We start from the raw sequence: 17,774 nt of genomic DNA on the forward strand, positions 1-17,774 counted from the left end.
TTCGACGTTTCGCCCCGTCTGCAAAGTCGAAGATTGGCGAAACCATCGGCGAAGTTCAATCTCCCCCCTTGAGGGGGAGATGGCCGGCAGGCCAGAGGGGGGTAGATGAAAGGGCGCCATGCAACTGCTTGATCCCGGCCACCCGTTCTTCCGTCCTTTATGGCGGCGCGTGGCGGTGGTCGCCGCCTGCCTCGGCTGGGGGTTGTTCGAGTTCGTCTCGGGCGGTCCCTTCTGGGGCGTGCTTTTCACCGGCGCCGGCGTCTATGCCGCCTGGGTGCTGCTGATCGCCTTTGCGCCGGAGGAATAGGGGTGGAAGGCCGGCACCCGCCCCTCATCCGCCTGCCGGCACCTTCTCCCCGCTCGCGGGGAGAAGGAGGATGGCCGCGACGCTGGTGACTCCCTCTCCCCGTTTACGGGGAGAGGGTGAGGGTGAGGGGCAGCGCCGGCAGCCGAACGAAACGCGAAGGAGCCAGTCATGTCCGATCTCTTGATCAAACCCGCCGGCACGTCCGGCAAGGTGCACGACATCACGCCCCAATCGGCCGATTGGGGCTATGTCGGCTTCGGGCTCTACCGGCTGCGCCCGGGCGAGGTGGCTTCCGAGGACACCGGCGAGCGCGAGGTGATCCTCGTGCTGGTCGAGGGCAAGGCCGAGATCTCCGGCGCCGGCCGCGATTTCGGCGCGCTGGGCGAGCGCATGAACGTGTTCGAGCGCCTGCCGCCGCACGCCGTCTACATTCCGAACGGCCGGCACTGGCAGGCCAGGGCCACCACCCACTGCACGCTTGCCGTCTGTTCCGCACCCGGCAAGGGCGGGTATGACGCGCAGGTGATCGGCCCGGCCGGCATCGGCCTGGAAGAGCGCGGCAAGGGTGCCAACACGCGCTACATCCACAACATCGCGATGGAGAATCGCGACGTCGCCGACAGCCTCCTGGTGACGGAGGTCTACACGCCGCAGGGCAACTGGTCGTCCTACCCGCCGCACCGGCACGACGAGGACGACTATCCCAACATGACCTATCTGGAGGAGAGCTATTACCACCGGCTCAACCCGGCCCAGGGCTTCGGCGTCCAGCGCGTCTTCACCGAGGATGGCAGCCTCGACGAGACCATGGCGGTCTGCGACCACGACGTGGTGCTGGTGCCCAGGGGGCACCACCCCTGTGGCGCGCCCTATGGCTACGAGATGTACTATCTGAACGTCATGGCCGGCCCCTTGCGCAAATGGCGCTTCCAGAACCATCCCGATCACGACTGGATCTTTCAGCGCGATTCCAAGGCCTGATGGGACGCGCGCTTCACCGGTTTCCTGCCGGGTCCTGTGGGGCGGCGACAGGGTAGCTGGAGGGGAAGATTTCGTGCACCGGAGGGTGGCCGAAGGTGCGCAGCGGATACTTTGCGACCACGCCGTCGAACTGGGCCTGCGCGCGTCGGCGATAGTCGCGGTCGTCGATGCCGGGAATGACGCCATCCTCCATCACGAAGCGCCCGTCGATCATGACGCTGCGCACCATAGCGGCATGGGCGTTGAGCATCAGGGTCTGGATCGGATCGATCACCTGGCCGGCGAACGGGTCGTCCAGATCGACGACGATCAGGTCCGCCTTGGCGCCCGGCTGCAGGCGGCCGAGGTCCGGACGCCGGAGCGCATCGGCGCCGGCGATCGTCGCCGCATCGTAGAATTCCTGCGACCGGCAGGCCGTCGCGCTCGCCTCGGCGACCCGGCACAGCATCATGCCGACCTGCATGTTGAGGAACATGTCGGGCGGATAGGTGTCGGTGCCGAGCCCGATGCGCAGTCCCATGTCGCGATAGCTGCGGAAGGATTGCAGCGCCGTCCCGTGCCGGCCCGAGACCAGCGGGCAGTGGACGATCGTCACGCCGGCGTCGCGCAGCATGCCGAGGTCGTCGCTGCGATGCGCGATGCCGTTCCTGCCCGAGAGATAGGTGCCGTGGGGCAGGAGGGCGCGCGGCGACAGGAAGCCGAGGCTCGCCATCCAAGCGGTCGGGCTCATGCCGCGCAGCTTGAGGACGCTGTCATATTCGAAGCGCGACTGGTTGGAGTGGAGCCGCACCGGCACGTCGAGATCGTCCGCCGCGGCGGCCGAGCGGCGCAGGAGGTCCGGGGTGCAGGTCTCGATGCGGTCGGGCGCCAGCATGGTGCGGATCAGCCCGTTGTCGCGGCCTTCCATCCTGCGGCAGAAGGCGATCGCCTCTTCGAGGCCCTTCAGGCCACGCTCCTCGTCGAAGAAATAATCGATCGTGCCGTCCTCGCGCACCAGCGCGTTGCCGGTGCGGTAGGCCGGCCCCAGATAGACGCGCAGCCCGAGATCGCGCGCGGCATCGGCGGCGGCCTCGAACTCGGCCGTCGTCTCGCCCCAGGCGCGATAGAACAGGGAACCGATCGGCAACGCGGTGGTGATGCCGCCGCGGATCAGCCTGGAGAAGGCATAGCGCTTCTGGAAGGCGAGCTCGGCCTCGTCATACATCTCAACCGGGCCGCTGTCGATGTAGCTCTGCGGCCAGATGCGGCCCTTCTTCCAGGCCGGCTGGTTGTCGTAGCCGAGCGCCGTGGTGTCGAGGTCGCCGAGCGCGTCGAGATCGATGAAGCCCGGGCCGATCAGCGCGTGGCCGTAGTCGATGCGGCGCGCCACCGCACCGCCATAGCCATGGCCGACGAAGGCGACGCGGTCCCGCTCGACGACGATTTCGCCGTCCGGATAGAGGCAGTGGTGGCCGCCGGCATGGCCGACCACCCAGCTTGCGGTCAAAAGAGTGGGGCCGGCGAGGCTCATCATTCCACCTCGAACAGTGCCTTGCCGTCGCGGGCGACCGGCCGGCCCCGCTTCAGCACGAGCTGGCGCGTCGGCCGCGCGGCGACGGCTTCGGCAAGCGTTTCGGCCTGAACCAGCACGATGTCGGCGAAGGAGCCTTCGGCGAGCCCATAGCCGGCGAGCTCCATCACGTCGGCGCCGCCGCGCGTGCAGATGTGCAGTGCGTATTCGACGTCTTCGTCGCGGCGGAAATTGTTGCGCAGGCCGATGAACAGCGCGCGCTCCAGCATGTCGGCATTGCCGTAAGGGCCCCATGTGTCGCGGATGCCGTCCGAGCCGGCGCAGAGGCGGACGCCGGCGGCGCGCATCTCGGCGGCCATCGGCACCGGCCGCGAAGCGGGCGCGGTCGTCGCGATGGCGACGTCGAGCTCGGCCAGCCTGTCGGTCAGCGCGGCGGCACGGGCCCGGTCGCCCATGCCGAGGCAGAAGGCGTGGCTGATGGTCACCTTGCCCTGCATGCCGGTGGCGCGGGTGCGCTCGAGGATCATTTCCATCGAGAACGCGCCGAGCTCGTCCGGCTCGTGCAGGTGGATGTCGATCGGCTTGCCGTGCTTCTGCGCCAGCGCGAAGATCGCGTCGAGCTGGCCCTTCGGGTCGCGGTCGATGCCGCAGGGGTCGAGCCCGCCGACCACATCCGCGCCGTTCGCGAGCGCCGCGTCCATCAGCTCCAGCGTGCCGGGGCGGACCATCAGCCCGGACTGCGGAAAGGCGACGATCTCGATGTCCGCCACATGGGCGAAGCGCTCGCGCGTCGCGCAGACCCCTTCGAAGCACCACAGGCCCTGATCGGTGTCGATGTCGACATGGCTGCGGATCGCGGTGGTGCCCTGCGCGGCGCAGAGCGCCACCTGCCGCGCCGACTGGCGCGCCGGGTCGATGTTCCATTCGCGGCGCAGCCGGCGCTCGGTGGAGATCTTGTCCTCCAGCGACGGGCCGGCCTGATGCCGCCGCCAGCCCATGCCCCACAGCGTCTTGTCGAGATGCGCATGCGCCTCGACCAGGCCGGGCAGGGCGATCGCCCCGCCGCCGTCCTCGACGGCAGCGCCAGCGGTGTTCGCTGCGCCGATGGCGGCGATGCGGCCGTTGCGGATCACGATGTCGGTCGATGCCCCGCCCATGGGGCGAACGTTCTTGAGGATCAGCTCGGTCATGTCTTCAGGCTTTCAGCGGGTTGCGCCGGCCGCCGCATCGTGCGGCAGGGCGGGTGTCTTGTTGAGTGGGAAGGCGTAGGCGCCGACCTTGCTGGTCGACAGGCCGGCGCCGGCCAGGGCCTCGATGAACTTGACGGCTGCCACCACCCCGTCGACCACGGGCACGCCGGTCTCCTGCTGCAGCCAGCCGCGATGGTCGCTCATGCCGGCGCAGCCGAGCACCACAGCCTCGGCCCGCTCCTCGCGCACGGCGCGGCCGATCTCTTCGGCAATGCGCTGGCGCGCGTAGAGCGGGTCGCCGTCGACCACCAGCACCGGCAGGTCCACGGCGCGCACGCGGCGGCAGCGGCGGCCGGCGCCGTAGTCCTGCACCAGATCCTCGATGATCGGCACGGAGCGCTCCAGCGTGGTGACGATGGAGAAGCGCCTGGCGATCATGCTGACGGCATGCACCGCCGCCTCGCAGATGCCGACCACTGGAGCGCGCGCCACCTCGCGGGCGGCGCCCAGGCCCGGATCGTCGAAGCAGGCGATGACGTGGCCGTCGACGCCGTCGTGCTCGCCTCTGCGGATGAGCTCCAGCATGGCCGGCACCGACAAGGCCTCGTCGGCGTGGCCCTCGATGCTCGCTGGCGTGCCGGCCGGGTTGACGCCCTCGACCACCGTGCCGGGTGCCGCGACGGCGCGCGCCACGCGCTCTGCGTGGGCCGTCATCGAGGCGGTGGAGTTGGGATTGATCAGGCGGATGCGCATTCTGGTGCCATCGATCAGCGGGGGGCGGTCGCCAGCGAAGGCTCCGCGTAGCCCTGTGCGGCCTCGTGGTGGAGCAGGTCCGCCGGCTTCTTCAGCACGAACTGGTTGTCTGCCACGATGTAATTGTCGGCGTGCAGCCGTGCGATCGGCCGATATTTGTCGGGCTGCACGTAGCGGCCGGCGGCATCCAGGCATTCGTCGCGGACATGCATGTGCACCACCTTGCCGAGCACGATGCAGCGCCGCTCGTAGTCGATGGTCTGCTCGACCACGCATTCCATCGCGCAGGGGCTTTCGGCAATGCGCGGCGGCGCCACCTGGGCCGACGGCAGGGCGGTCAACCCGGCCGCCTCGATCTCGTCCACCTCGCCCGGGAAATTGATGCCGGTCACGATCATCTGCTCGGCGATCGCCATGTCGACCATGTGCACGACGAATTCGCCCGAGCGGCGGATGTTGCGCACCGTGTCCTTGAGCGAGCCGTTCGGCCGAGCCTGCATCCCGAGGATGAGGATCGGGGGATCCTGCGAGAAGACGTTGAAGAAGCTCATCGGGGCGGCGTTGCGGATGCCGTTCTCGTCGACCGTCGTCACCAGTGCGATGGGGCGCGGGGCGACGAAGGAGACGAGCAGGCGGTAGCGGTCCTGCGCGGGCAACCGGTTGAAGTCGAAGTCCATCGTGTTTCCTTTCACATCGCCGCGTGCAGCGCGAGTCTAGTGGTCTGACCGAAACAGATGGTCTCCATCTGTTTCGACGAGTCAGCCCACAAGCTGTTGATCTGGTGGGGCGATTTTTCCCAACAGATGCGCACCATCTGTTGGGATCGCACCACCGGCAAAACCGGACGCGACCGCGGGAGGCAGGCGCCCTTCCTCGACCGCGTGGCAGGCCGTGCTGGCGCCCAGCACCGTCTCGCGCAGTTGCGGCGGTTCGGAGCGGCAGCGGCTTTCGGCAAACGGGCAGCGCGGATGGAAATGGCAGCCGGGCGGCGGGTCGATCGGGTTCGGCACCTCGCCGGCCACCGGCTCCCGGCCGCGCCTTGCCATCGTCAGGTCGGGGATCGTGTCGAGCAGCAGCCGCGTATAGGGGTGCTGGGGGCTGGCGAAGACGGTCTCGGCCGGCGCGAGTTCGACGAGGCGGCCGAGATACATCACGCCGATCCAGTCCGCCATGAAGTTCACGACCGCCAGGTCATGGCTGATGAAGAGATAGGTGAGGCCCAGCTCGCGCTGCATCTCGCGCATCAGGTTGAGGATCTGCGCCTGCACCGAGACGTCGAGGGCCGAGGTCGGCTCGTCGCAGACGAGGAAGTCCGGCTTCGTGGAGATCGCCCGGGCGATCGAGATGCGCTGGCGCTGGCCACCGGAGAATTCGTGCGGGAACTTGTCGCCGTCCTTGGCGTTCAGCCCGACGAATTCGAGCAGCCGGTCGACCTCCCTCGTTTCCTCGGCGCGGGAGGCGCACAGCCGGTAGGTCTGCAGCGGCTCGGCGATGATGTCGCGTACGCGCCAGCGCGGATTGAGGCTGGCATAGGGATCCTGGAAGATCATCTGCATGCGTCGGCGCAGCTTCGCCGGCGCGCCGGCCGGCGCGTGCGAAAGGTCGACGCCGTCGAAGACGATCCTGCCCGACGTGGTGCCGATCAGGCCCATCACCAGCTTGGCGACCGTCGACTTGCCGCAACCCGATTCGCCGACCAGGCTGAGCGTCTTGCCGCGCTCGATGGTAAAGTCGATGCCGTCGACGGCCCGCACGAGCTGGTGCTGCTCGGCCTGGAGCACGCGGTTCAGGAAGGGACGCGGCAGCGCGAAATGCTTGCGCAGATCCGACACCTCGAGCAGCGGAGCGGTGCCCGCCGGCCGCCGGGCGGCAAGGCTCATCGTGCGCGTCATGGCCGGGCTCCTTCGTAATGCAGGCAGGCGACCGCGCCGTCGCCGCTCGCGGCGAGCCGCGGGCGGTGGACGTGGCAGTCTGCGAAGACACGGGTGCAGCGCGGGTTGAAGGCGCAACCGGCCGGGATGTCGCTCAGCCGCGGCATCGACCCGGCGATCTGGATCAACCGCTCGGGACGCGGCCCGATGCGGGGGATCGATCCCATGAGGCCTGCCGTATAGGGATGGTTCGGCTTCTCCAGCACCTGCTTCACCGGACCGATCTCGGCAAGCCGGCCGGCATACATCACCGCCACCCGGTCGGCCGTCTCGGCGATCACGCCCATATCGTGGGTGACGAGGATGACGGCCGCGTTGCGCTCGCGGCAGAGCTTCTTCAGGAGCGCGATGATCTGCGCCTGCACCGAGACGTCGAGCGCCGTCGTCGGCTCGTCGGCGATGATCAGGCGCGGCTCGGCGCACAGCGCCAGAGCGATCACGACGCGCTGGCGCATGCCGCCCGAGAACTGATGCGGATACTGGTCGATGCGCTTGTCGGGCGCCGGGATGCCCACCTCGGCCAGCCAGTCGACGGCGCGCCGGCGTGCCTCCGCGACGCTCAGCGGCAGGTGTGTGCGGATCGTCTCGACCAGTTGGTCGCCGACGGTGAACAACGGGTTGAGCGAGGTGAGCGGGTCCTGGAAGATCGCCCCGATCTGCTTGCCGCGCACCTTGCGCAACGCCTCGCCGCGCAGCGCGTCGATGCGGCCGCCGTCGAGCCGGATCTCGCCGCCGGCGATGTGGCCGGGCGGCTCGATGAGGCCGATGATGGCGGCCCCGGTCATCGACTTGCCGGCGCCGGATTCACCGACGAGGCCGAGAACTTCGCCTTCCTCGACGGTGAACGACACGTCGTCCACCGCGGTGAGGGTGCCGTTGCGGGTCGGGAACTCGACCCTCAGGCGATCGACTTCGAGCAGAGCCATGGTCCTACCTCAGCTTCGGGTTGAGGGCGTCGCGCAGCCAGTCGCCAAGCAGGTTCACGGCGAGCACGAGGATGGCGAGCGTCGCGGAGGGGAAGATGACCACCCACCAGATGCCGGAGAACAGATATTCGTTGCCGACGCGGATAAGGGTGCCGAGCGAGGGCATGGTGGCGGGCATGCCGACGCCGAGGAAGGACAGCGTCGCCTCCGTCAGCACCGCCATGCCGAGATTGATGGTGGCGATGACCAGGACCGGGCCCAGCACGTTGGGCAGGATATGCGCGCGCATGATGCGCAGCGAGCCGACGCCGATGGTGCGCGCCGCCTGCACATATTCCCGCTGCCGCTCGACCAGCGTCGAGCCGCGCACCGTGCGGGCGTATTGCACCCAGTTGGTGAGGCCGATCGACAGCACCAGCACGATCAGGGCCGCGCTTTCCTGCTGGCCGGCCGGCAGGATGCCGCGCAGCACGCCGTTGATGAGCAGCGCGACGAGGATCGCCGGGAAGGAGAGCAGAACGTCGGCAACGCGCATGATGACGGCGTCGAGCAGGCCGCCGAAATAGCCGCCGACGAGGCCCAGGAAGACGCCGAGGACGGCGGCCAGGAGGACGCTCGCCGCGCCGACGAAAAGCGAGATGCGCAGGCCGTAGAGGATCGAGGAGAAGACGTCGCGCGCCTGGGTGTCGGTGCCGAGCCAGTAGGCCGGGTTCGAGCCTTCCATCCAGGCCGGCGGGAGCTCGCTGTCGAGCAGGCTGAGCGAGGCGATGTCGAAGGGATCGTGCGGGGCGACCAGCGGCGCGAGCAATGCGCCGAGCATCATCAGCGCCAGCACGGTGGTGGCGAGGACCGTGGTCCTGGAACGCCTGAAGGAATAGAACAGGTCGCCGGCGGTGAAGCTGCGCAAACGGGCTGCAAGGGTGGCCATCGTCGTTCCTTTCTCAGATGCCGGCATTGGTCGCCGGCTTGCGCTCGGTGCGCAGGCGCGGGTCGATGACGTTGTAGAGAAGATCGACGCTCGTATTGATCACCACGAAGATCAGCGACACGAGCACCAGATAGGCGGCCATCACCGGGACGTCGGTGAAGTTGACGGCCTGGATGAACAGCGCCCCCATGCCCGGCCACTGGAACACCGTCTCGGTGATGATGGCGAAGGCGATCAGCCCGCCGAGCTGGAGCCCGAAGATGGTGACGACCGGGATCAGCGTGTTCTTCAGCGCGTGGCGGAAGTTGATCGCCCTGGCCTTGAGGCCGCGCGCCCGGGCGAATTTGATGTAGTCGGTGCGCATCACCTCCAGCATCTCGGCGCGCACCAGGCGCATGATCAGCGTGAGCTGGAAGATGCAGAGCATGAAGGAGGGCAGGATCAGCGCCTTGAGGCCGCTCGCGGTGAGGAAGCCGGTCGACCACCAGCCGATGTCGACGACCTCGCCGCGCCCGAAGGAGGGCAGCCAGCCGAGCCAGACCGAGAAGCACAGGATGAGCAGGATGCCGGTCACGAAGGTGGGCAGCGATATGCCGATCAGCGACACGATCTGCAGCGCCTGGCTGAGCACGCCGCGTGGCCGCAATGCGGTGTAGATGCCGAAGGGAATGCCGATCGCCAGCGACATCAGCGCCGCCACCAGCACCAGTTCCGCCGTCGCCGGGAAGCGCTCCGCCAGCAGCGCGCTGACCGGCCGGGCGTTGCGATACGACATGCCGAAATCGCCCCGCGCCGCGTCGACGACGAAGCGGCCGTACTGGACGAGCAGCGGGTCGTCGAGGCCGAGCCGCTCGCGGACCTGCTCGCGCTCGACCTGCGTGGCGTCCTGCGAGACGATGCTGTTCACCGGATCGCCGAGGAAGCGGAACATCAGGAAGGCGATGAAGGCGACGGTGAGCATCACCATGACGGCCTGCAGAACGCGCCTGAGGATGAAGAGTGGCATCGTGCAATCCTCCATTTGCTCCGGCGCGCCGCTGGGTGCGGTCGCCGGCCTGGTTCAGGAAGAAGGCCCCCGCCTTACGGGAAGCGGGGACCCGGATCGCGTCAGTCGACCTTGGCGTACCACAGGCGCAGCAGATCGTCGGCGGTCTGCTCGACATGGACGTTGTCGCGCGTCGCCCAGGAGAGCGGCTGCTGGTGCAGCGGCAGCCAGGCGACCTCGTCCCTGGCGATAGCGAAGGCCTCGACCATCAGCGCACGGCGCTTTTCCTCATCGAGCTCGACATCGACCTGTTCCGTGAGTTCGTCGAGCTTGGCGTTGACGTAGCCGCCGGGATTCCAGGTGCCGAGCTTGTCGTCCGGCGAGTGCAGCATGGCCGACAAAACGCTGTAGCCGTCGAGCATCGGCAGCGTCGCCCAGCCGAGCATGAACAGGTCGGCCTGGCCGGCCAGAGCCTTCTGGAAATGCAGCGTGCGGGCCTCGGTGACGAGCTTCGGCTTGAGGCCGGCCTGGGCCAGCATCGCCGCCATGGCCTGGCAGATCTCCTCGTCGTTGACATAGGCGTCGTTGGGGCAGTTCATGTTGAACTGGAAGCCGTTCGGATAGCCGGCTTCGGCGAGCGCCGCCTTGGCCGCCTCCAAATCGTGGGCGAAGCGTTCGTTGACGGCCGCGTCGAAGCCCGGCACCTCGGGCGCCACCAGCGCGCCGGCATTGCGCGACTTGCCGCGCATGATGCGGTCGCGGATCAGATCCATGTTGATTGCCTGGTACACCGCCTTGCGCACCGCCGGATTCTGGAACGGGTTGCCCTCCACGTCGCCGTCGTTGAGCTCGTCCTTGATGTTGAAGCCCATCATGATCGTGCGCAGGCCCGGCGCCTCGAGCACCTTCACGCCCGCCGAATTGGCGATGCGACCGGCATCCTGAAGCGGCGAGGGAACGATGATGTCGATCTCGCCGGACAAGAGCGCGGCGACGCGCGTCGCGTCCGAGCCGATCGGCGTGTGGATGATCTTGGTGAGGTTGTGCTGGGGCGTGTCCCACCAGTCTTCGTTGGCGAGGAGCACGGTCTGCGCGTCCGGCCGGCGGCTTTCCAGCTTGAAGGGGCCGGTGCCGTTGGCGTTGCGCGTCGTGAAGCCCTCTTCGCCCTGCTGCGCGTTCACCGGCTCGACGGCGTTGTTGGCCTCCAGCCAGCCCGCGTCGAAGATCGACATGTTGGTGAGGAAGTTGTTGAGCAGCGGCGTCGGCCCCGTCAGGTGCAGGTCGACCGTGAAGTCGTCGATCTTCACGACGTCCTTGAGCGCCGGCAGGTTGCCCTTGATCGGCGACTTCTCATGCGTGGCCCGCTTGAGGGAGACGACCACGTCGTCCGCTGTGAAGGCTGCGCCGTCGTGGAACTTGACGCCCTGGCGCAGGTGGTAGCGCACGACGTCGGGCTGGACCGCTTCCCAGCGCTCGGCCAGCGCCGGCTCGATCTTGAGGTCCTTGCTGTAGCGGACCAGCGGCTCGTAGATGTGCTGCAGGAAGTTGATCGAGAATGAATCGGTCATCGAATGCGGGTCGAGCCCGTAGATGTCGCCCGCCGAGGCGTAGCGGATCTCGGCGGCACTCGCCGGGGCGGCGGCGCTGAGGCCGACCAGGGTCGCGGCGGTGGCCGCCAGAAGAAGTCTCTTCATCATGCAGTCTCCCATTTTGCTTCGGGAACCGGTCCCCTGCGCGGCGTCTTGGGCGCCCTGCAATCCCGGTCCTTCTCATATTGTTGACATTCGGAATTGATATTGTCAACAATATTTGTTAACAGTCTCGTTGACTTGCGCTGCGAAGCGGTTTCAATGAAACGGCACCAACGAGAGGGCCGCCCGAGAGGCGGGCGGGAGGGACGGAATGGACGCCAAGACGACCAACCGGCCGGCGACCGACCAGGACATCCACGACAGGATCTGGTCGTCGATCGTCGACCGGCAGCTCGCGCCGGGAACGCGGCTCAAGGAAGAGCACCTGGCGGAGATCTTCAACGTCAACCGGGCGCGCATCCGCCAGGTGCTCCAGCATCTGGCGCGCGACGGCCTCATCACGCTGGTGCCGAACCGGGGGGCCTTCGTCGCCGAGCCGTCGATCGAGGAAGCGCGCGACGTCTTCTTCGCGCGCCGCACGATCGAGGAGCGGCTGGTCGAGCGGCTCTGCGCCACCATCGACGATCAGGGAGCGCGGCGCCTGCGCGATCACGTGGCGGCCGAACGCCGGGCGCATGACGCCGGCGACTTCGAGACCGCGATCCGGCTTTCCGGCGCCTTCCACATGCTCATCGCCGATCTTGCCCAGTCGCAGATCCTCGCCGGCCTGCTGCGCGACCTCGTCTCGCGCACCTCGCTGATCACCGCGCTCTATCAGTCGCGCTCGGCCCACAATTGCGGTCCCGACGAGCATGAGGCGCTCGTCGAAGCGATCGTCGCGCATGACGCGGCCGCGGCGATCGAGGTGATGAAGCATCACCTCGCGCACATCGAGGCGCAGCTCGACCTCGAAGGCGAGCGCGCCCCGGCGCGCAACCTCGCCGACATCCTGTCTCCCCGGCGCTAGCGCGATGTCCGTGAGCGACCCGAACCGCCGTCCGGACGTCCTGATCCGGAATGTCACCGCCATAACCGTCGACCCGCAGCGCCGGGTGATCGAGAAGGCCTGGATCGCCGTCACCGGCGACCGCATCGCGGGCATCGGATCGGCAGGGATGGACGAACCCGTCGAGGCCGGCGAGGTGATCGACGCGGGCGGCATGGTGGCGATCCCCGGCCTGATCGATTCCCACTCGCATGCCGGGCACGGGCTCGTGCGCGCGGCGGGTGCCGGCGACACGAATGCCTGGTTCGAGGCCTGCAGGCGCATCTATGCGCGTGTCGCCACGCCGTCGTTCTGGCGAGCCGAACAGGCGCTGGTGCAGCTCGAGCGTCTGCGTGGCGGGGTCACCACCGCCGTCTCGCTGCTCGGCGGCGGTGCCGATATCTACCGCACCGACGATGCCGCTGCCGGCGACGCGCATTGCGCGGCGACGATGGAATCGGGCCTGCGCACGATCATGGCTGTCGGGGCGGGCAGGGCGCCGTTCCCGCAGCGCTATGCGCGCATCCTGGCCGATGGCGGCCTCGAGGAGTTCGACCTCACCTTCGAGCGGCAGATGGAGGTCAGCGCCGAGCTGATCGGCCGCTGGAACGACGTTCTTCGGCGCCGCACCGGCGTCTGTCTGGTCATGCCGGTCTACTATGCCGGCGAGGTGGAGGATGCGGCCTCCCGGCGCGTGGTCGTGCGCATGGGCGAGGCCATGATGGCGCTGCGCGAGGAGACCGGCGTGATCTTCACCCAGGACGGGCATCGCGACGGTTCGATCGCGCTCGCCCGCGATCTGGGCGTGCTCGGCCCCTTTGCCCTGCTCGGCCACAGCGTCGACCTGACGTCGGCGGATCTCGCGGCGCTCGGCGAGACGGGCGCGGCGATCGTGCACAATCCCAGCGCCATCATGTCGATCTATGGCCGCTGCCCGGTGCCGGAGCTGCTGGAGGCGGGCGTCACCGTCTGCCTGGGCTCCGATGCGGCGGCGCCGGACCGCGGCTTCGACATGTTCCGCCACATGGCCCAGTGCATGCACTATCATCGCCGCCACTTCCGGGACCCGTCCTATCTGCCGCCCGGCAAGACGCTGGAGATGGCCACCATCGACGCGGCCCGCGCGCTCGGCCTTCAAGCCGACCTCGGCTCGCTCGAAGCGGGCAAGAAAGCCGATATCGTGCTCGTCGACATGCAGAAGCCGCATCTTTATCCGCCGACCATGCCGGTGACCAAGATCGCCCATTTCGCCTCGGCCGCCGATGTCGACACCGTGCTGGTCGACGGGAGGGTCCTGATGCGCGGGCGGCGCATCGCGCATCTCGACGAGCCTGGCCTCCTCGAGGCCGCGGCGGGGGAGGCGAAGCGCGCTTTCGAGCGCGCCGGCCTGTCGCATCTCCTCGTCGAGCCGCCGGACTACTGGCGCGTCTCCCAACGCCGGTTTGCAGACGCGCCCGCGGATTAGGCGCTGTTCAGCCCCGCAGCCGGCCGACCAGCCGCGCCGCGCGGCGGAGCGCCGTCAGGGCGGTGCCGAGCGCGATCACCCACAGGGCGATGGTGAGCACCTCGCCATGGCCGTCCCACAAGGGCTCGAACAGCGACAATGCCGCCGCCGCGGTGATCGCCGCCATGCGGTGCGGCTTGGCCATGGGGCCGGAAAAATCGGCCGGCTGGCCGCAGGCGCGGCCAAGCTCGCGCACATAGGCGGTGAGGATGGCGAAGCTCGCTGCCGCGAAGCCGAGCGCCGGCAGGCCGACGCCATAGCCGAGCCCGACCAGGATCAGCAGATCGGCGATGCGGTCGGGGAACTCGTTCCAGAACGCGCCGTCGGGCGATCCCTTGCCAGCCTCGACCGCCACCAGGCCGTCGAGCAGGTTGCACAGGAGGCGAAGCTGGACGCACAGGCCGCCGAGGACGAGGAGGACCGGCCGCGCGATGCCTTCGGCGCCGCCCGCCTGCCACAGGGCAAGACCGGCGAGCGCGGCAAAGCCGATGCTGGCGACGGAGATCTGGTTCGGCGTGACGGGGCCGGCGGCCAGCCAGCGCGTCAGGGTCCGCGCCCAGCCGGTGTCCCGGCTGGCCAGCGGGCGGCGGTTGTCGGCCTTGCTCATGGTCGGGCGCTCCAAAGCGTGTAGGTGTAGAGGGCGGCATAGCTGGTGGCGACGGTCAACGGCAGGGCGATGGTCGCCAGGATTTCCGGCGTGCCGGCAAGCGCGTGGATCGCCGACAGGAGGGTGAGCGAGGTGAGGCAGGCGATCAGTGGCGGCAGCACCAGGCCGGCGATGCCGCCGAACTGCGCGACCAGCCACTCGATGGCCCGCTTCAGGAAGAGCGTGATGGCAGCCGACAGAAATCCCTGCACCAGGCCCGCAAGAAGCGGTCCCGGCATCGCATGGCCGCGGTTGGCGAAGACCGCCCAGCCGCCCATCGCCAGGAAGGCGAAGCCCATGTGGACGGCGCTGCTTCTCGCCAGCCGCGCAAGGGTGCCGCTCATGTGAGAGACCACCAGTAGCGCACCACGTGGAAGAAGATGGGCGCCGAGAAGATCACCGAATCCAGCCGATCGATGAAGCCGCCATGGCCGGCGATCAGATGGCCCCAGTCCTTGACGCCGCGATCGCGCTTGATGGCCGACATGACGAGGCCGCCGAAGAAGCCCATGAGCACGATGACCAGCGACAGAAGACCGGCCTGCAGCGGCGTGAACGGCGTCATCCACGACAGGCCGGCGCCGACCAGCGTCGCGCTCAGCGCTCCGCCGACGAAGCCCTCCACTGTCTTCGACGGCGACAGGTCGGGCGCGATCCTGGTGCGGCCGAGAAGCTTGCCCCAGACATATTGCAGGACGTCGCTCGACTGCACGACGACGACCAGGAAGGCGATCAGCAGCAGGTTGCGGCCCTCATAGCCGGGGATCTCAAGGCTGAGCAGCGCCGGCACGTGCGAGACGCAGAAGACGCAGATCATCAGCGCCCACTGCACCTCCGCGACGCGGATCAGGAAGCGGTCCGTGTCGCCGCGCAGCGCCGCGACGATCGGCAGCAGCAGGAACGCATAGACGGGGATGAAGATGGAGTAGAGCCCGTACCAGTCGATGAACACCAGATAATACTGATACGGCAGGATGACGAAGAAGGCGGCGGCAACCGCCCAATGGTCGCCGCGCCGCGTGTCGGTGAGGGTGACGAACTCGCGCAGCGCCGCAAAGGAGGCGAAGCCGAACAGCAGGATGATGCCGGTGCGGCCGAACAGCAGCGCCGCCCCCATCAGGATGATCATCACCCACCAGGCCTTCACCCGGTCGTTCAGGTTCTCGATCACCGCGTTGGAGCCATCCGGCGATAATCGGCGCTGGAGGATATAGCCGGCTATTGAAGCCGCGACGAGCACCGCGGCGAGCCCGGAAAGAAGCTTGAGGAGATCGATATGCGGTGCGGTCATCGGCCGTTGCCCTGCGCATGGGGGGAGAGGGAGAAGAGCGCCTCGCGGGCGCGCGCCAGGAAGGCCTCTCTGGTCTCGTCGGCCCCGACATGAAGCGGCGCGCCGAAGGTGACGGTGCAGATGAGCGGCACGGGCACGAATTCGCCCTTCGGCATCACCCGGTTGAGATTGTCGATCCACACCGGCACCAGATCGACCGACGGCCGCGCCCGGGCGAGATTGTAGATGCCGCTCTTGAAGGGCAGCAGCGCCGCATCGGTCTCGTTGCGCGTGCCCTCGGGAAACACGATCAGCGAGGCGCCCCCGTCGAGCGCCTCGGCCATCTGCGCGATCGGGTCGTCAGTGCGCGATTCGCGGTTTCGGTCGATCAGCACGGCATTGAAGACGTCGCGGCCGATGAAGCGGCGGATCGGCGATTTGAGCCAATAGTCGGCGCCGGCGACGGGCCGCGTCTGGCGGCGCATGCGCGGCGGCAGCACGGTCCACAGGAGGATGAAATCGCCATGGCTGACGTGATTCGCGAAATAGACGCGCTGCCGGGGCACCGGTTCGATGCCGCGCCAGTCGCCGCGTACGGCGGTTATGAAGCGCGCAAACAGCGTGATGGCCGCCGCCGCAACCCGCGTCAGGAAGTCCATCGATCCCCCGTTCATCCCCAAAACTGTTATGCAACGTGTTGTATAGGCCGAGCTGGCTGAAAACGCCAAGCGGCAGGCGGCATGAACTTTCCAGCGCGGAAAAAGGATGGACAATGTATTCCGCAGATGCTGTCATCCGGCCGTTACATAAGCCGACCAATAGAGACCGGTCTTCAATCCGGCGACACGGTAGAGTAGGGAGAACAGCAATGAAGTTTCGCGCAATGATTTCCGCTGCAGCAGTGCTGACGGCGGTATTTCCCGCCACGCTTGGGACTGCTCAGGCGCAGACCGAGATCCAGCTTTGGCACGCGTTCACGGGCCGGCTCGGCGAGCTGATCGACCAGCAGATCGCCGGCTTCAACGAGAGCCAGAGCGACTACAAGGTGGTCGGCTCCCCCAAGGGCAACTACTCCGAGACGCTGAATGCCGGCATCGCCGCCTTCCGCGCCGGCGAACAGCCGCACATCCTGCAGGTCTTCGAAGTCGGCACGGCGACCATGATGGCCGCCAAGGGCGCGGTGAAGCCCGTCTACGAAGTGATGGCCGAATCCAACGAGCCCTTCGACCCGAACGCCTATCTGGCACCGGTCGCCGGCTACTACACCACGGCCGACGGCCAGATGCTGTCGCTGCCCTACAATTCCTCGACCCCCGTCCTCTACCTCAACAAGAAGGCGCTCGAGGATGCCGGGCTCGACCCCGAGGCGAAGCCGGCAACCTGGCCGGAAGTGGAGGAGATCCTCGTCAAGCTGAAGGAAGCGGGCTCGGCCTGCCCCCTCACGACCGCCTGGCAGTCGTGGATTCATCTCGAGAATCTGAGCGCCTATCACAACGTACCCTTCGCCACCCAGGCGAACGGCTTCGCGGGCACCGACACCGAGCTGGTCTTCAACGGCGACCTGCAGGTGAAGCACATTTCCAAGCTCGGCGAATGGGCCAAGAACGGCCTGTTCAGCTATTCCGGCCGCCGCAACGAGGGCGGTGCGCGCTTCCGCTCCGGCGAATGCGCCCTGTTCACCGAATCCTCAGCCGGCTATGCAGGCGTGAAGGCGGAAGCCGACTTCCCATTCACCGTCACCAATCTGCCCTACTGGCCGGACCAGGAAGGCGCCCCCTTCAACACCATCATCGGCGGTGCCTCGCTGTGGGTCATGTCCGGTCACGAAGCGGACGAGTATGCCGGCGTCGCCAAGTTTCTGACCTACATGTCGAGCGCCGAGGTGCAGGCGCAGTGGCACCAGGACACCGGCTATTTGCCGATCACCACGGCGGCTTATGAGCTGACCAAGGAGCAGGGCTTCTACGACGAGAATCCCGGCACGGACGTCGCCATCCTGCAGATGACGGGCAAGGCGCCGACCGACAACTCCAAGGGCATCCGGCTCGGCAATTTCGACCAGATCCGCACCGTCATCGACGAGGAGCTGGAAGCGGTCTGGCAGGGCCAGAAGGACGCCAAGGCGGCGCTCGACGAGGCGGCGAAACGCGGCAACGAATTGCTGCGCCGCTTCGAGCAGTCGGCCCGCTGACGGACGAGGCCCACGGCCGGCGGTGTGATCCGCCGG

General features: G+C 67.8%; 18 protein-coding genes. 5 read left to right on the forward strand and 13 right to left on the reverse strand.

The features are described 5' to 3' along the window. The first annotated feature begins 118 nt into the window (after positions 1 to 118). Positions 119 to 307 carry a DUF3329 domain-containing protein gene (locus NUU27_RS21595; RefSeq protein ID WP_257764370.1) on the forward strand — a complete coding sequence of 63 codons (189 nt, stop codon included), beginning with the start codon at positions 119 to 121 and terminating at the stop codon, positions 305 to 307. A gap of 168 nt (positions 308 to 475) precedes the next feature. Further along, entirely contained in the window at positions 476 to 1,288 is an 813-nt protein-coding gene (iolB, locus tag NUU27_RS21600) for a 5-deoxy-glucuronate isomerase (RefSeq protein WP_257764371.1), read from the forward strand. A gap of 13 nt (positions 1,289 to 1,301) precedes the next feature. On the opposite strand, the gene NUU27_RS21605 is transcribed toward iolB, so the two are convergent. From NUU27_RS21605 to NUU27_RS21645, 9 genes are all read right to left on the reverse strand, one after another. Further along, positions 1,302 to 2,798, reverse strand: a complete 1,497-nt coding sequence (locus NUU27_RS21605) for an amidohydrolase family protein (protein WP_257764372.1) — start codon at positions 2,796 to 2,798, stop codon at positions 1,302 to 1,304. Further along, positions 2,798 to 3,988 carry an amidohydrolase family protein gene (locus NUU27_RS21610; RefSeq protein WP_257764373.1) on the reverse strand — a complete coding sequence of 397 codons (1,191 nt, stop codon included), beginning with the start codon at positions 3,986 to 3,988 and terminating at the stop codon, positions 2,798 to 2,800. The genes NUU27_RS21605 and NUU27_RS21610 overlap by 1 nt, the downstream gene beginning before the upstream one ends. Positions 3,989 to 4,000: 12 nt before the next feature. Further along, positions 4,001 to 4,741: an aspartate/glutamate racemase family protein gene (locus tag NUU27_RS21615; RefSeq protein ID WP_257764374.1), complete on the reverse strand. Its 741-nt coding sequence runs from the start codon at positions 4,739 to 4,741 to the stop codon at positions 4,001 to 4,003. A 14-nt stretch (positions 4,742 to 4,755) separates the two neighbouring features. Then, positions 4,756 to 5,418: a flavin reductase family protein gene (locus NUU27_RS21620; protein WP_257764375.1), complete on the reverse strand. Its 663-nt coding sequence runs from the start codon at positions 5,416 to 5,418 to the stop codon at positions 4,756 to 4,758. A gap of 81 nt (positions 5,419 to 5,499) precedes the next feature. Beyond that, positions 5,500 to 6,633: an ABC transporter ATP-binding protein gene (locus NUU27_RS21625; RefSeq protein WP_257764376.1), complete on the reverse strand. Its 1,134-nt coding sequence runs from the start codon at positions 6,631 to 6,633 to the stop codon at positions 5,500 to 5,502. Next, on the reverse strand, positions 6,630 to 7,598 hold the full coding sequence (locus tag NUU27_RS21630) for an ABC transporter ATP-binding protein (RefSeq protein WP_257764377.1): 969 nt from the start codon (positions 7,596 to 7,598) through the stop codon (positions 6,630 to 6,632). The genes NUU27_RS21625 and NUU27_RS21630 overlap by 4 nt, the downstream gene beginning before the upstream one ends. 4 nt (positions 7,599 to 7,602) lie before the next feature. After that, a complete protein-coding gene (locus NUU27_RS21635) occupies positions 7,603 to 8,526 on the reverse strand; it encodes an ABC transporter permease (RefSeq protein ID WP_257764378.1) in 924 nt (307 codons plus the stop codon). A 13-nt stretch (positions 8,527 to 8,539) separates the two neighbouring features. Continuing rightward, on the reverse strand, positions 8,540 to 9,532 hold the full coding sequence (locus NUU27_RS21640; protein WP_257764379.1) for an ABC transporter permease: 993 nt from the start codon (positions 9,530 to 9,532) through the stop codon (positions 8,540 to 8,542). 101 nt (positions 9,533 to 9,633) lie between these two features. Then, on the reverse strand, positions 9,634 to 11,208 hold the full coding sequence (locus NUU27_RS21645; RefSeq protein ID WP_257764380.1) for an ABC transporter substrate-binding protein: 1,575 nt from the start codon (positions 11,206 to 11,208) through the stop codon (positions 9,634 to 9,636). 205 nt (positions 11,209 to 11,413) lie between these two features. Here NUU27_RS21645 and NUU27_RS21650 point away from each other — a divergent pair, with 205 nt between their 5' ends. After that, complete coding sequence (locus NUU27_RS21650; RefSeq protein ID WP_257764381.1) at positions 11,414 to 12,109, forward strand: GntR family transcriptional regulator; 696 nt, start codon at positions 11,414 to 11,416, stop codon at positions 12,107 to 12,109. A gap of 10 nt (positions 12,110 to 12,119) precedes the next feature. Beyond that, positions 12,120 to 13,592, forward strand: coding sequence for an amidohydrolase family protein (locus NUU27_RS21655; RefSeq protein ID WP_257764382.1), 1,473 nt, complete (start codon positions 12,120 to 12,122; stop codon positions 13,590 to 13,592). 7 nt (positions 13,593 to 13,599) lie between these two features. On the opposite strand, the gene NUU27_RS21660 is transcribed toward NUU27_RS21655, so the two are convergent. From NUU27_RS21660 to NUU27_RS21675, 4 genes are read right to left on the reverse strand one after another with little or no spacing between them, the layout of a single operon-like run. Next, complete coding sequence (locus NUU27_RS21660) at positions 13,600 to 14,238, reverse strand: CDP-alcohol phosphatidyltransferase family protein (protein WP_257764383.1); 639 nt, start codon at positions 14,236 to 14,238, stop codon at positions 13,600 to 13,602. Beyond that, complete coding sequence (locus tag NUU27_RS21665) at positions 14,235 to 14,621, reverse strand: hypothetical protein (RefSeq protein WP_257764384.1); 387 nt, start codon at positions 14,619 to 14,621, stop codon at positions 14,235 to 14,237. Before NUU27_RS21665 ends, NUU27_RS21660 begins: the two co-directional genes overlap by 4 nt. Then, positions 14,618 to 15,568 (reverse strand): phosphatidate cytidylyltransferase, encoded by a 951-nt coding sequence (locus NUU27_RS21670; protein ID WP_257764385.1) that lies wholly within the window; start codon positions 15,566 to 15,568, stop codon positions 14,618 to 14,620. The genes NUU27_RS21665 and NUU27_RS21670 overlap by 4 nt, the downstream gene beginning before the upstream one ends. Continuing rightward, the gene (locus NUU27_RS21675; protein WP_257764386.1) at positions 15,565 to 16,206 is read right to left on the reverse strand and encodes a 1-acyl-sn-glycerol-3-phosphate acyltransferase; all 642 of its coding nucleotides are present in this window, start codon (positions 16,204 to 16,206) and stop codon (positions 15,565 to 15,567) included. Before NUU27_RS21675 ends, NUU27_RS21670 begins: the two co-directional genes overlap by 4 nt. A 209-nt stretch (positions 16,207 to 16,415) precedes the next feature. Between NUU27_RS21675 and ugpB the strand changes: the two genes are divergently transcribed. Continuing rightward, positions 16,416 to 17,738: a sn-glycerol-3-phosphate ABC transporter substrate-binding protein UgpB gene (gene ugpB / locus NUU27_RS21680; RefSeq protein ID WP_257764387.1), complete on the forward strand. Its 1,323-nt coding sequence runs from the start codon at positions 16,416 to 16,418 to the stop codon at positions 17,736 to 17,738. Positions 17,739 to 17,774: the final 36 nt, after the last annotated feature.

It is taken from the genome of Nitratireductor sp. ZSWI3, from assembly GCF_024655565.1.
Taxonomy (GTDB): Bacteria; Pseudomonadota; Alphaproteobacteria; order Rhizobiales; family Rhizobiaceae; genus Nitratireductor.